This is a genomic window from Frigoribacterium sp. NBH87 (assembly GCF_014217665.1).
In the GTDB taxonomy this organism is placed as follows: domain Bacteria; phylum Actinomycetota; class Actinomycetes; order Actinomycetales; family Microbacteriaceae; genus Frigoribacterium; species Frigoribacterium endophyticum.
Genome location: NZ_CP043651.1, coordinates 65827 through 79430 on the forward strand (window position 1 = coordinate 65827; position 13604 = coordinate 79430).

General features: G+C 66.4%; 15 protein-coding genes and 1 pseudogene. 8 read left to right on the forward strand and 8 right to left on the reverse strand.

The genetic code is table 11. The annotated features are described in order from the left end of the window. Nucleotide 1: 1 nt before the first annotated feature. On the reverse strand, nucleotides 2-1306 hold the full coding sequence (locus tag F1C15_RS15915) for a hypothetical protein (protein WP_185234511.1): 1305 nt from the start codon (nucleotides 1304-1306) through the stop codon (nucleotides 2-4). A 531-nt stretch (nucleotides 1307-1837) separates the two neighbouring features. On the opposite strand from F1C15_RS15915, the gene F1C15_RS15920 reads away from it, so the two are divergent. The 6 genes from F1C15_RS15920 to F1C15_RS15945 all read left to right on the forward strand — a co-directional run bounded on the left by F1C15_RS15920 (nucleotide 1838) and on the right by F1C15_RS15945 (nucleotide 5088). Continuing rightward, on the forward strand, nucleotides 1838-2074 hold the full coding sequence (locus tag F1C15_RS15920; RefSeq protein WP_185234513.1) for a hypothetical protein: 237 nt from the start codon (nucleotides 1838-1840) through the stop codon (nucleotides 2072-2074). 558 nt (nucleotides 2075-2632) lie between these two features. Then, the gene (locus F1C15_RS15925; protein WP_185234515.1) at nucleotides 2633-3253 is read left to right on the forward strand and encodes a hypothetical protein; all 621 of its coding nucleotides are present in this window, start codon (nucleotides 2633-2635) and stop codon (nucleotides 3251-3253) included. A 293-nt stretch (nucleotides 3254-3546) separates the two neighbouring features. After that, on the forward strand, nucleotides 3547-4134 hold the full coding sequence (locus tag F1C15_RS15930; protein ID WP_185234517.1) for a ParA family protein: 588 nt from the start codon (nucleotides 3547-3549) through the stop codon (nucleotides 4132-4134). Continuing rightward, a complete protein-coding gene (locus tag F1C15_RS15935; protein WP_185234519.1) occupies nucleotides 4131-4367 on the forward strand; it encodes a hypothetical protein in 237 nt (78 codons plus the stop codon). Before F1C15_RS15930 ends, F1C15_RS15935 begins: the two co-directional genes overlap by 4 nt. Nucleotides 4368-4462: 95 nt before the next feature. Further along, nucleotides 4463-4672 carry a type II toxin-antitoxin system HicA family toxin gene (locus F1C15_RS15940; RefSeq protein ID WP_185234521.1) on the forward strand — a complete coding sequence of 70 codons (210 nt, stop codon included), beginning with the start codon at nucleotides 4463-4465 and terminating at the stop codon, nucleotides 4670-4672. Then, the gene (locus F1C15_RS15945; RefSeq protein ID WP_185234523.1) at nucleotides 4672-5088 is read left to right on the forward strand and encodes an antitoxin HicB; all 417 of its coding nucleotides are present in this window, start codon (nucleotides 4672-4674) and stop codon (nucleotides 5086-5088) included. Before F1C15_RS15940 ends, F1C15_RS15945 begins: the two co-directional genes overlap by 1 nt. Before the next feature lie 43 nt (nucleotides 5089-5131). On the opposite strand, the gene F1C15_RS15950 is transcribed toward F1C15_RS15945, so the two are convergent. The 7 genes from F1C15_RS15950 to F1C15_RS15980 form a co-directional block, all read right to left on the reverse strand. Further along, entirely contained in the window at nucleotides 5132-5749 is a 618-nt protein-coding gene (locus tag F1C15_RS15950) for a recombinase family protein (RefSeq protein WP_185234525.1), read from the reverse strand. Nucleotides 5750-5893: 144 nt separating this feature from the next. After that, nucleotides 5894-6787: a F510_1955 family glycosylhydrolase gene (locus F1C15_RS15955; protein ID WP_185234527.1), complete on the reverse strand. Its 894-nt coding sequence runs from the start codon at nucleotides 6785-6787 to the stop codon at nucleotides 5894-5896. 39 nt (nucleotides 6788-6826) lie between these two features. Further along, nucleotides 6827-8110, reverse strand: coding sequence for a M23 family metallopeptidase (locus F1C15_RS15960; protein ID WP_185234529.1), 1284 nt, complete (start codon nucleotides 8108-8110; stop codon nucleotides 6827-6829). 1 nt (nucleotide 8111) lies between these two features. Then, nucleotides 8112-8435, reverse strand: coding sequence for a M23 family metallopeptidase (locus tag F1C15_RS15965; RefSeq protein WP_185234531.1), 324 nt, complete (start codon nucleotides 8433-8435; stop codon nucleotides 8112-8114). Between the two features lie 732 nt (nucleotides 8436-9167). Beyond that, nucleotides 9168-9752, reverse strand: coding sequence for a DUF305 domain-containing protein (locus F1C15_RS15970; RefSeq protein WP_185234533.1), 585 nt, complete (start codon nucleotides 9750-9752; stop codon nucleotides 9168-9170). Nucleotides 9753-9829: 77 nt separating this feature from the next. Beyond that, on the reverse strand, nucleotides 9830-10282 hold the full coding sequence (locus tag F1C15_RS15975; protein WP_185234535.1) for a hypothetical protein: 453 nt from the start codon (nucleotides 10280-10282) through the stop codon (nucleotides 9830-9832). 222 nt (nucleotides 10283-10504) lie between these two features. Beyond that, the gene (locus tag F1C15_RS15980; protein ID WP_185234536.1) at nucleotides 10505-10909 is read right to left on the reverse strand and encodes a four-helix bundle copper-binding protein; all 405 of its coding nucleotides are present in this window, start codon (nucleotides 10907-10909) and stop codon (nucleotides 10505-10507) included. A gap of 304 nt (nucleotides 10910-11213) precedes the next feature. On the opposite strand from F1C15_RS15980, the gene F1C15_RS15985 reads away from it, so the two are divergent. Together F1C15_RS15985 and F1C15_RS15990 are read left to right on the forward strand one after the other, a co-directional pair. Further along, the gene (locus tag F1C15_RS15985) at nucleotides 11214-11402 is read left to right on the forward strand and encodes a heavy-metal-associated domain-containing protein (protein ID WP_370543636.1); all 189 of its coding nucleotides are present in this window, start codon (nucleotides 11214-11216) and stop codon (nucleotides 11400-11402) included. Then, a pseudogene (locus tag F1C15_RS15990) lies at nucleotides 11399-13595 on the forward strand (heavy metal translocating P-type ATPase). Before F1C15_RS15985 ends, F1C15_RS15990 begins: the two are co-directional and overlap by 4 nt. Nucleotides 13596-13604: the final 9 nt, after the last annotated feature.

Genomic DNA, 13604 nt, shown 5'->3' on the forward strand with positions numbered 1-13604 from the left:
GTCAGAGCCCGTCGACGATCGAGGCCGTCGCCGCCAGATACGCGCGCTGCGTCGCCGGCTGGAGCTCCTCGAAGACGACCTCCAGGCCGTCGGAGAGGCCGCCGTCGTAGGGGATCTGCACGATTTCGCGCACGTAGTGCCCGAAGTGCTCCAGGGCCTCGGCGCGGTTCGCTTCCGCCTTGCGGAACTGCTCGGGGTCCTTGCTCTTGTTCAACGCAGCAGCTTCCGAGAGCAGCAGGACGCCGCGGGAGAGCTTGTCGCCCAACCCCTGCGCCACGAGAATGTCGACGGTCGCCGCGAGTTTCTTCGTGGAGTCCCGCTTGTTCAGCGCCACGAGCACGATTTCGTCGGCAATCTCCACCGCCGCCTGCCACGTGCTCGCCGTCGAGGCGTTGCCCGTGTCGACGAGAATCACGTGATACGCCTGGCGCAGCATCGCGTGCAGCTGCACGAAGTCGTTACCGTCGATGACTTCCTGGTTGGACGCCTTGTTCTGCGACGCCAACACGTGGAAGCGGTTCTCCCCCTGGGGGCGCACGTAGTTGGTCAACTCGGGCATGTTCGACGGGATCGCGAACCGCTCGATGTTCTGCAACAGGTCACGGGCGGTGTGGTCGTGCGAGGCCGCCATGGACAGGTCGCCTAGCGTGCCCTGGTTCTCGTTGTTGTCCCACGCCAGCACGTTCCCGCCGCGAACACGGCCGAAGGTCGCACCGACGATGTACGTGCACGTGGTCTTAGCGGCGCCGCCTTTCAGGTTCACGAACACGATCGTTTTGTGACCGGAGATGCCCCGCTGAACCCGGGCGCGGTCGCGGCGACTCCCGAGCTCGGCGTCGCCGGGCTTCACCCGGAACGCGCCACCGGTGAGGGTGTTCACGACGCCCTGCCAACCCTCACGGGCGGGGCTCGGCGTCGGCTCCGCCACCGTGGAGGCATAGTCGGCCGCGGTGGGGCGGCGCCGGGTCGGTAGCGGCTCAGATGCGTCCTCAGGGGCCGCCTGAGGCGCCGGCGCGCTCGTCGGTGCGCTCTTACGCCGCGCGGGCTCCGCAGTGGGCGACGGTGCGGCAGGAGCCTGCTCAGTGGCCGGCGGCGCCTGGTTGCCGGCGTCCGTGTCCTTCGGGGCCTGCACGGCCGCCACGACGCCGGCCTCGGTGACCGTGAACCAGGTCACTCCCCCGCTGCTCGTGCTCTTCACCAGCGCCGGGGACTCCTCCTCACGGGCGCTCTCCGCGAGGGCAGCCATCGCAGCGCCGTAGGCGCTTACGCCCTCTGCCGGGACGATGTGCCGGCCGTCGAGCGTCACAGAATCGTCTACTTCGCTGCTCTTAAAGTCGTGCCACATGGTGGCTCCCCTCGTTGTGTCGTGCTCTAGTTCGACAGCGCGTGGCGCTGGACAGCTGATGGCGACGGCCAGGCGCGGAGCCCCGATCCCCCGGGCCTAACGCGCACCTCAGCGTAAGACCGGCCACCGACGAGGGATGGCGATTCGTAGCCGGCGCCCGTGCCTGTGATCGGCAGCGCGTCGCGGCGGGAGACGGGCGGCAGTGTCGACGCACCGGCCGTTGGGTCCCCGTTTTTCTCTAGACTGGACAAGCCCAGTCACCTCCAGAAGGTCTAGCTCTTCTGCGCGATTCGGGAAGTCAACCCTCACGATTACCGTCGTGGGGGTTGGCGTCTTTTTAAAACCGAACGCACCTGTACGTTGCACACTACTCCACCGGTACGACACCGTCGACGGACCTGTGGGTCTTGATTTGCTGCCGCTGCATCATCGACGTTCGAGTCCAGCGTGTCGCACGTGACTTAAGACTGTCAACAACCATATGGTGAGGCCATGGCAGATGTGCGGCGACCGCGATTCTCGATCGTTGACCCTGTCGTGACCGGGTGGAAGATCGCCAAGAAGTCTCGCGACAGCATCGCGACGATGGCGGCTAACCACGGGGTGTCGGCGTCAGAGTTCGTCGAGCTCATGGCCGCGCACGTCGAGTCCACCGTGCCCCCCGGTGGCACTCTCCCGTGGATGCCGGAGAAGAAGCGCGACGGGGAGTTGCCTATCGACTCGGCCTAACAGCAAAGGCCCCCGCTTTCGCGAGGGCCTTAGAGCTATTTAGCTCGAACCTGCTTCAGTTTGGCGACTTACAGGTTTCGAGCTCCAGGTAAAAGAACCGGCTTCTCAGGGCCGGACCTTTCGCGTACCTCCCATCGGGGGATGAGCGGAACGGAGCCATCATAACTCGCACGTCTGCGCTTGCGCATCCCCCTGTTTCCGGCGTGTCCGGGCACCCCGTGTCCCCAGAACGACCGACACGTCCCGAGCGGTCCCACCACGCCGGCCGACGGCGCCCGCCGCGGCCCTCACAGGTGTTCTCCCGTCCCGGCGGCTCGTACCCACTGTCAGTGCCCGACGATGCCTACAAGGGCCTCTGCCTGCCGACCTCGCGCCGCGCATGGCTCAACCGGCTCTTGGCCGTCGTGATGACACCGGCCGGCGACGCCCACCGCCGGCGCGTCTCCATCCGCCTATCAACGTTCATGAAGTTCGCGGAGGGCCGAGGCCTCCATGGCCGGCGCCCGAGACGGCCGAGGCATCACCACCAGCCACGACACCCTCGCCCGCATGGTCGGCATGAGCAAGATCACCGCCCGCCGGGCCCGCGCCCTCATGGAGGCCCTGGGTTGCCTGGCCACCGTCGAGCCCGGCCGCTACCTCACCCGCGTGGAGCGCCTGGCAGCCACCGCCAGGCACGGCGGCCAGCAGCTACGCGCCGCATCCGTCCGCGCCCTGACCATGCCGGAAATCCACGATTCAGCTCTTAATGAGCACCTAGCTACCGCTACACGGTTTAACCCGACCACCCACCCTCTTAACTCCAATCCAAGGCGCGGCAAGCCGCACTCGGAGCCCGCTCCGCGGGCACGGCAACGACAGAAGCGGGCGAAATTCGTCCCAGGGGCCGACCAACCTCGATCACTCCCCCTGCAACGCCTCGCCGCCCGGCTGGTGAGCAGCCTTCCGTGGCTACCGAACGAGCTCTCCACGCTCCGCGTGCAGCGAATCGTGCACCGATCCGGCTTCGACGCCGACCGGTACAGCTACGCCGACCTCCTGCACATCTGGCAGACAGTAGACGCGGGCCTCGACCAGACGCCCAAGAACGCCGGCGACGTCACCGACCCAGAGGCATACCTGGTCGTCCGAATGAAGATCGCCGCGGCTTACGCGCTCTGGCACCCGCTCACGCCGTGACCCGGTCGAGCGGCCGGGCGCCGGCGTCGGGAGGCGGCGTTCGGGGCGCGGCTAGAGGTCGCTGCGCGACCCCTACCCGGAGAGCACGTGATGGGTCGGCTGAAGTGATCCATGCCCCATGGGTAGCGCCGAGCGCATCGCTGGCAGTTCTCGAGTCCAAGCGGGGACGGCTGGGACGTCGACGAGTAGCAGGGGCGGCCGGGATAGGAAGTTGGCGAGCAGAAATACCAAAACCTGTATTGCTGTAGATACAGGTTGCTGGTAACCTGTAGCTACAGGAGAAAGGAACTCACATGCGCCTCGCGCTCTCGAACCTCAAAGGCGGCGTGGGTAAAACCACATCGGCTACCTACATCACTGCTGGCCTGGCCGATGAGGGGGTGACCCTCATCGATGGCGACCCGCAGGGCTCCGCGCTCCGCTGGGCGGAACGTGCCGACTCCCCCTGGCTGACGGTTGCCATGCCGAACAAGACCATCCACCGCCAGATCGATCGGTTTACCGATACCCGGCACATCGTCATCGACACTCCCCCGGGCGACCTCGGCATCGTCACGTCAGCCCTCCGCGCTGCCGACACGCTCGTGATCCCCGTTCAGCCGACAACGGCCGACATGGACCAGCTGGCTGAAACCCTGGCCCTGGTCGAGGACGTGCAGACCATGAATGACGACCTCCAGGTGTTCATCCTGCTGAGCCGCGTCATCAAGAACACCCGCTCGCGGACCTTCTCTCGCGACGCTCTCACCGAGAGCGGCCACACCGTCCTTGCCAGCGAAGTGCCCCAGTCGCAGTCCCTTGCTCTCGCGCACGGACAACCCATCTCCGACCTCGGCGCGTACTCCGACGTCGTGGCCGAATTGAAGGACCTCACGAAATGAGCGACAGGAAGAACCCCATGGCCGGCGCCCTCAATAGCGGTGTTGATCGCCGGCGCAGCAGCGGCGAGCGTGCCGGCGGCGCGGCGCCCGAGGACGAGAAGCTGTTGACCGTCTCCCTGCCGCTTTCGCTTCACTCCGAGCTCAAATCGACCGGGGGTCGAGTCGGCCAGACGATGAAGGAAATCGTCACTCGTGCCATCCGGGCTGAGCTCGCCAAACTCGATAAGCAGTAAAGCTGTACTCCTGTATACCTGGCTTTCCAGGAATACAGGCTTAAATGTATAGACCCCCCTTGTCGTTGACGACAAGGGGGGTCCATACTAGAGTTATGAAGCCGCAGAAGACACGGGACGTTGTCAAGTTCCTCCGCTCCATCGGGTGGGTGTACCTCAGGGACGCACCGGGCAGCCACGAGATTTGGGGCCTGCCGGATGAATCGGTGAAGTTGTCGATTCCGACGGGCCACAAGGAAGTGTCCCCGGCGATTCTGTCGAAGCTAGAGAAGCGCGGAGTGACCGTGCCGAAGGGATGGAAGTAATGAGCGCCAAGGCTCGCACGTACGCCGTGGAGGTCAAGAGGGAGGGGCGCTGGTGGGTGTTCGAGGTCCCTGAGCTCGACACCGCAGGCCAGGCCCACAAGCTCTCCGAGGTCGAGTTCGAGGCGCGCGGAATCATCAGCGCGTGGGAGCAGGTGCCCATGGAGAGTGTCGCCGTGGACGTCACCATTCAGACCGACCCCGAGCTCCTGCGCGAGTGGCAGGCGGCCGAGCTCGACGAGGCCAACGCGCGTGAGGCTCAGGCGCGGGCCGCAGCGAAACGCCGCGGTGTCGTCCGACGGCTCCGCGGCCAGCAGATGTCCGCCGAAGAGGTCGGCTTGGTGCTCAGGATCAGCCGGCAGCGCGTCTATCAGATGGAGAAGGCCGACAAGTTGGCATCTAAGAAGGTCGACGTTTAAACAAGAAAGCCAGGAATACAGGTAGCTGTATTCCTGGCTTTCTTTATGCGTCGACTCGGGGGAGCGTGACAGCGGCGCCGTCGCCGGCAGGGTGCCGGCCGAGGGCCCTGTAGACCGTCGCGCGGCCGACGCCGAAGAGCTCGACGAGCTCAGCCACCGTGTGATCGCCAGCGCGGTGCAGCGCCACCATGTGGCGCTCCTGCACGGGGGAGAGCTTGGGCTTCCGCCCGGTCAGCTTCCCCCGGACTTTCGCCGTGGCCATGCCCTCGCGAGTGCGGGCCAGGATCAAGTCGGACTCGAACTCGGCCACCATCCCCAGCACATTGAACAGCAGCCGGCCGACAGGGTCGGTCGGGTCGTAGACCGACCCGCCGAGGTTCAGCCGCACACCGCGGCGCGTGAGCTCCGCCGCAATGTCCGTCGCGTCTCGCAACGACCGGGCAAGCCGGTCGAGCTTCGTCACGACGAGGGTGTCGCCCTCGCGGCACGCCGCCAGCGCCTCCCTGAGGCCCGGGCGCTCCCTCGTGGTCCCGGTGTGACCCCTGTCGCTGTAGACGCGCTCCGCCGGCACTCCAAGCGCCGTCAGGGCGTCCCGCTGTGCGGCGAGGTCTTGGGCGTTGGTCGAGACGCGGGCGTAACCAATCAGGGTCGCGGAGGTCATGCGCGCAGTCTCACATGAGCCACCGTCACCGGACTCCATTTCGGACGGGTCAAACGAGACACCGTTCGTCCCGGGACTTCGGGGGAGTGGTGCCGCCGGCTGACCGTCTCGGTAGCCGATCGCTAAGCCGCGTCTTTACTTGCTCTACTTGAGCGTCAAAGGCACGGGGGTCCAGGTGCGGCCGTTGTCGTGACTGACGACAATGGCTCGATCATCGACGGCGAAATGGACGGTCTTGTCGCCTATGTCGATGATGTCGAAGGCTTGGGGTTGGCCTTCGAGCTGCCCGATCTGTGACCAGGTTGCGCTCCCTGGATCGAGAGACCATACGGTGCCGTCGACGGTCGCGCCAGCGATCGAATATGCGGATGAGGCGACGTACACAAGTGGTGGTGCCTCGGAGCTTGGGGTCAGGGTGGCGCCGCGGTCGATGCTGCGTTCTAGACCGTCGGGACCTGCGGCCCAAATAATCTCGGGGTTGGCCGGGTCGACGGCCAGCGACAGGGCCGTTGTTGTCGCTTCCGTCGTCCAGGTCGCACCGTCGTCGTCGCTCCGCAGGATGGCCCGGCTGGTCGAGTTCAGCCCAAGGACGCTATCGGCGGCCGTCGTCAGGTCGTGAAAGTCGGCTTTGCCTTCCAGGCTGATGGTCTGCCACGTTGTCCCCGAGTCATCACTGCGTAGCAGACCCCGGTTCGATGGCGCTGTCGCCGGAGCGGTGACTGCGGGGTGGCCCGACGCAATGAGTACGTCTTGCGGCGTGGTCGTGAGCCCCATGACGTCGAACCGGTCGTCACCGACCGGGATCAACGGTGACTCTTGTGGGCGATCAGGGTCGATCGCGGTCAGGGCGAATTTCCACAGGCCTGTGTGTGTGCCCACGAGGACAGCGGGGGAGTTATTCAAGTGAGCAAACGCGTGGACGTGCTCCAGGGATGCGTCCGCTGTCGGAGGGGCGGCGGTGGTGTTCGTGCACGCGGCCATACCGAGGATCAGTGCAGTCGTTGCGGCGAGGGCGGCAAGGGCTTTCGTGGGTCGCATGTGTGATGTGGTGATGGTGGTTTCCTGTCGGGCGGGCGGTCAGCCGAGTTGGATGCCGCGGGCGGACATGAAGGGTGCGGGGTCCGTGGAGGTACCTCCTGGTCGCACTTCGTAGTGCAGATGGCAGCCGGTGGAGCCCCCTGTCGAACCGGCACGGGCGATCAGTTGTCCGGCTTCGACCTGCTGTCCACGGCTGACGAGGAGTCCACCGTTTTCGATGTGGGCATAACCGGTCTGAACACCATTGGCGTGTTCGAGGAGGATCCAGTTGCCGTAGCTGCCGTACACCCCGGAGTAGGCCACGGTGCCAGCCGAGGCAGCGTAGATCGGTACCCCGCATCCGCCGGCGATGTCGATTCCGGAATGCAGCTTCCATACCCGTTGAATGGGGTGGATGCGGTACCCGTAGGCGCTGACCATGCGACCAGTGGTGGGGTTGGCCCATCCGCTCCCGGCTACTTGACCGGCAGACGTTGCCGCCGCGGCTACTGCGGCAGCCCGGGCAGCGGCTTCCGCCTGGATGCGTGCACGTTCTGCGGCGCGGGCTGCCTCGCCGGCGGCGAAGTCTTGCTCGGTCGCGGCACGCTGATCCGTGAGCACGCCAAGCTGCGCTTGCAGCTCAGCTTGCTTGTCGACTTGCACTGCCAGTGCCTCATCGGCTGCCGCGGAGGCAGCCTCGGCGTCCCGGCGGGCGTCATCGGCTTCCTGGCGGAGTGCGTCGCGGGCGTCCCGGGCGAGGGCCGCCTGATCGCCGAGGCCTTGGGCGATGTTCTGATCCTGGCTTGCGTCGACGTAGATGCCCTGGCTGGTTTCGGCGATCTTGTCGGCAAACCCCAGCTGAGAGAGAAAGTCATCCGGGTCTTGGGCGCCGGTGAGCAGGGTGCTGGTCAAGTCCTGGCCGCCGCTGCGTGCTTGCGACGCGATGATCTGAGCTGCCCGGTCTCGAGACTGGGTGGCGGTGGTCTCGGCTGTGCGGGCTTGCTCCTGGAGTGTGTCTGCTTGGTACGCCGCGTCGAGGAACTGAGCGTCTGCTTCCTCGTACTCGGCGCCACGGGTCAGAGCAAGCTCGGCGGCGGCGGTGGCTGCGGAGTCGAGTTCTGCGATCTGCGTCGTGATCTGCGCCACGAGGGCCTGGCCTTCCGTTTCGGAGGCACGAGCTGCTTCGACCTCGGCCCACGTGGGGTACTCAGCTGCGGACGCCTGCCCCACCGGGGTGAGGACGGCAACAACGAGCGCCACCACCGTGATGCTCCCCAGAGCGAGCCTTACCCGGAGGGGGCGGATGATGTGGCCACGACCGGGAAGCTGTTGTGCGGGCGTCATGTCAGAGCACCCGGCCGGCGTTGGTTTCGAGCCACAGTTGCGGGTCGATCTGAAGTGTGCCGCCAAGCAGGATGCTCAGGTGCAGGTGCGCACCGGTGCTGACCCCGCTATTACCCACCAGGCCCACCAGGTCCCCGACATTGACACGGTCTCCGACCCGCAGGGGGCTGGAACCGACGACCATGTGGGCGTAGAGGCTGCTGACGGTCTGGCCATCGATCTGGTGGTCGATGATGGCGTACTCGCCGTACGCCCCGCCCATCCCGGACACCCGAACGGTGCCGCCAGCGATCGCCCCGATGGGGGTGTTCTTGCCCGGGACCATGTCGATTCCCTCGTGCATGGCCGAACATGCCCCGCACGGCCGCGCCCGGGGCCCGAAGTCCGAGCTGAGGGGCGTTACCCCAGGGAAGGGCCACCGAATGTCCCCGGTCCCGGTATTGACCTGGGCTGCTGCTCCGGCACGTCCCGAGTTAGCGCTCTGTGTGGTGGCGAGTACTTGCTCGGTCACGGCGTAGCCGTCTCGACCCTCGACGGACACCGCCACCACCGAGGCGGCGAGGTGCTGTCCACTGATCGGGGCAACAACAGTCGTAGGGGTCGCCCCACCCGCCAGGTCAGACGCCGTAGCCGGGATCGTGTTCGCGGTGAAGAACATCGTCACCGCCAATGCCCCAAGAACAGGACCCAGGGTGCGGAACTTGCGGGGACGAACCGGTACCGACCAGGCGCTCCCGGGGAGCTGTTCCACGGCGCACGGCCGAGCTCGAGGTGCTGCTGCGAGAGGCGCTGCTCGAAGCTTGCTTCGGGCGGCAGAGGGGAGGGGTTGTGCTGCTTGGTAAGTGCGTCGGCGCGGGGCCGACGGTGAGGAGGAGCGGCCGGCGGTGCGTTCGCGAGCGAGTGCTTCGCGGCGAGTGAGGGCGGTAGGAAGCACGGGGGCAGAAAGAATTTGGGGCACCAGGAAGCTTTCGGTGGTGTGAGAAGTACGACGAGTGCGCGGGCGCAAGGCACCGCCCAGGGGCGAGGCACCTAGTAGGCGCCTCGCCCCGTGGAAGGGTCAGAGGGAGCTGAGAAGGCTTTCCATCTGATCGATCTGTGCCGTCTGGGACTCGACGATGTTCTTCGCCATCTCGACTGCGTCGGGGTTCTCCCCGCCGTCGACTTCCTGCTGCGCCATGTCCACGGCGCCCTTGTGGTGCTCGGTCATCTGCTCCAGGAACAGCCGTGAGGCCTCAGCGCCCTCCGCGTCCTCCAGGGCCGTCATGTCAGATTCGCTCATCATGCCGTCCATGGAGTGATCCATCGACGCGGACGTGTCCTGACCCCAGTCGTCCAGCCACGTGGTGAGCTGCTCGATCTCGGGGCCTTGCTCGTCCTTGATGGTTTCCGCCAGAGCAAGAACATCCGAATCGACGCTGTCGCCCTTGGCGATGAAGGTGTCGCTCATCTCCACGGCCTGCTCGTGGTGAGGGAGCATCATCTGGGCGAACATGACGTCCTGGTCGTTGAAGACCGCTGACTCTGACGACGCAGAGCTGTCGGAGGACGAGGAGGTGTTGCCGGCAGTGTCGGCGCAGCCGACCAGAGTGAGGGCAGCGACGATGGCCGTGGCGCTGACGAGCAGAGTCTTGGTGCGGTTCATGGGTGTCCCTTGGGGTGAGAAAGAAAGCGGCAAATGGGCCGCGGGTCTCGTGTGGGGAGAAATCCCCAAGGGCTGATCTAGACGCGGAGGACGCTGAGCTGATTCAAGTTCATCGACCGGCGGGGAACCACGATCGTCGGTAGGGCAGGCAACGCGCCGAGGGTCTTCGACAGGATGAACAGGGCGCGAGTGCCGCGGCGACGCAGCAGTACGGCTGCCGTGACGAGCAGCACCATCAGGCACGCCATGCCCATCACGGCGCAGAGCATCGCGCACAGTCCGCCACAGTCATCCGACGCACCAGCCGGCACCAGCAACGGCGCCTCGGCGGCGTGAACGGTGCCCGCCGAACGCTCCGCATGAGGGGCGCTGTGGGTGTGCTCGGCGACTGTCGGAGCGGCAGCATGGCCGGTGGTGTGCCCGGCGAGGGTGTGCATCAACACGGTGCTGCCGATGAGCAACAAGATGAGTACGACTGCGGTCCCCAGACGTCCCAGCCCCGAGGGGATGCGCGTCGAGTGGGGGGTCATGACTCTCCTTGGGCAGTATTGCGTCGAAGTGTACAAGCCCGTGATCGCCAATCACAGGCCTCAGCTACCGGGTCCAGCGTAAGAGGTGTCCGTGCTCACCCGCAGGAGGCAGGCACGTGGACAGCATTTTTACAGGTACCCCCTGGGGGTAGTCCGAGCTGTTCGAGGAACGGCCAGCGCGCCCCAGCGTCCTGACTCGTGCTGCCGGTCCATCGTCTGCTCTTAGAGCGTGGCCAGGAGTGCGGTGCACGCTTCCTCGCAGCGGCGGCATGCGTCGGCGCAGATCTTGCAGTGCTCGTGCATCTGGGCGTGCTGGGCGCACTCGGTAGCGCATGCCGTGCACGCAGCCACGCACGCTTCGAGGGCCGCGCGAACAACGGCGGAGTCGCCGCCGCTGTACCGGGTAAGGACCCGGCCGGTGGCCGCGCAGATGTCGGCGCAGTCGAGGTTGGTGCGGATGCACGTGGTGAGGTCAGCGACCATGCCTTCGGCCAGGCAGGCGTCAGCGCATGCCGTGCAGATCGTCGTGCACTCAAAGCAGGCGTCGATACAGGCAGCTAGGGCCGCCTGATCAATGCCCGAGAGGTCCTTGGGGGAGGTGCGGTGCATGTCCGTAATGGCGCTCATGAGTCGTCCTTTCCATTGGCGATGCCGGGATACCCGTCGCCGTCCAGCGTCGGGCTGGTCATGCCCGCCATGCTCCTCCCGGCCCTCCGTTTTTGCCCACCGTGGCCAGACCCAGCTTCCCTGTCTCCGCTCAGGAGTGGACTGGCCGCCCCTTGCCGCCGGTGTCAATCAGGTTGAATCGGGAACACCTCCGAACCATCCTGGTTACACTCACCGACATACCCCCCAGGGGTATCCAGCTTTGATCGACACGGAAGGACTACCTGCAATGGGCCAGCTGACGAGCACGTACGAGATCACCGGAATGACGTGTGGGCACTGTGTGAGCAGCGTCGACGAGGAGCTTTCCGCTGTGCCCGGTGTGACGGATGTCGCCATCGAACTGAACGTTGGCGGAGTCTCCACCGCTCAGGTAACCAGTAGCCGTGCCCTTCCTCGGGGGGAAATTGCTGCCGCTGTGGAGGAGGCCGGCTACACGTTGGTGGCATCATGACGACCCCTTCTCCGGTAGCGCTGACGATCGAGGGCATGACTTGTGCGTCGTGTGCGAACCGGATCGAACGGAAGCTGAACAAGCTGCCTGGTGTGACGGCGAGTGTGAACTACGCCACGGAAAGCGCCACCGTGACGCTGCCCGCGGATCTGGCTGTTGATGATGCGATCCGGACTGTCGAGGCGGCCGGCTACGGTGCCCACCTGCCCGAACCGGCCGCCGACGACCTTGACGACCTTGGGCCTTTGCGCCGGCGGCTGATCGTGTCCACGGTGCTCGCCGCACCAGTGGTGGCACTGTCGATGATCCCGGCGTTGCAGTTCCCCGGATGGCAGTGGGTAGCGCTTGTCCTGGCGGTTCCCGTGGCGGTGTGGGGGGCGTGGCCGTTCCACCGCGCCGCGGCGGTTAACGCCCGGCACGGGGCAGCCACGATGGACACCCTGGTCAGCGTCGGCGTCGCCGCAGCCACCCTGTGGTCTGTCTGGGCACTGGCATTCGGCGGTGCGGGGCGTCTGGGGATGCAGATGGCCTTTTCTTGGTTCCCGCACCCGGGAGCCGCGCCGGAGCCGTACTTCGAAGTCGCCGCCGCGGTGACAGTGTTCCTCCTCGCCGGCCGGTACTTCGAAGCCCGCGCCAAGGACCGATCCGGCGCCGCACTCCAAGCGCTCCTCGCCCTCGGAGCCCCGACCGCCCGCGTCCTCCGCGACGGCGCCGAGACCGAGGTGCCGACCTCGGCCCTTCAGGTCGGAGACCTGTTCGTGGTTCGTCCCGGGGAACGCATCGCCACCGACGGGACCATCACCGACGGCACGAGCGCCATCGACACCAGTGTCATGACCGGTGAAGCGGTCCCCATCGAGGTGGGCCCAGGCGACACCGTCACCGGAGCGACCGTCAACGTCGGCGGCCGACTCATCGTCAAAGCCACCCGCGTCGGCCACGACACGGAGCTTGCCCGCATCGGCCGGCTCGTCGTGTCCGCTCAAACCGGCAAGGCTGAGGTGCAGCGCCTCGCCGACCGGGTCTCCGCCGTATTCGTCCCCATCGTCATCGTGCTCGCGGTACTGACTCTCATCGGGTGGCTGCTTCTCACCGGGGACGTACAAGCCGCGTTCACCGCTGCCGTTGCGACACTGGTGATTGCCTGCCCCTGCGCCCTGGGGCTGGCAACACCCACCGCGCTGCTCGTCGGCACCGGCCGCGGGCTCCCAGCTCGGCATCCTCATCCGCGGACCCCAAGTCCTCGAGGCGACCCGCCGGATCGACACCGTCGTGCTTGACAAGACCGGCACCGTCACCACGGGCAGAATGAGCGTCCACCAGGTCACCGCCGTCGATGGCGAGTCTGACACTCGAGTGCTCGTTCTCGCTGCCGCCGCAGAAGCGGGATCGGAACATCCGATCGCCCGAGCCATCACCGGAGCAGCCACCGACCACCCCACCGCCGACATGTTCCAGTCCACCGCAGGTCTCGGTGTCCAAGCTGTCGTCGAGGGCACCCTCGTGCTCGTTGGTCGACCCGCATGGTTGACCGACCACTGGGCCGTCACTATCCCCTCATCTGTCACGGATGCAGTCCGGACCGCAGAGCAGGGCGGCGCGACCGCGGTCGTTGTCGCGTGGGACGGCGCCGCCCGCGGCGTCATCAGCGTCGCCGACACCATCGCGTCGACCAGCCCGGCCGCGATCCGTCGCCTGCACCAGATGGGGCTGCGGACGATCATGCTCACCGGCGACGCTCGTGACGTCGCACAGAGCGTCGCCGCCGAGGTCGGCATCGATGACGTCGTCGCCGAGGTGCGACCCGAAGACAAGTACCAGACCATCATCCGGTTACAGCAGCAGGGCCGGTCCGTGGCCATGATCGGCGACGGAGTCAACGATGCCGCCGCTCTTGCCGCAGCAGACCTAGGAATCGCGATGGGGAGCGGCACCGACGCGGCCATGGAGGCCGCTGACATCACCCTCATCCGGGCCGACCTGGGAGCCGCCGCCGACGCGATCGCGCTCGCCCGCCGCACTCTCGGCACCATTAAGGTCAACCTCTTTTGGGCCTTCGCCTACAACGTCGCCGCGATCCCACTCGCGATGGCAGGACTGTTGAACCCGATGATTGCCGGTGCCGCGATGGCGCTGTCGTCTGTCTTCGTCGTCAGCAACAGCCTCCGACTCCGCACTTTCCGCTCCCGATAGGACCCCATC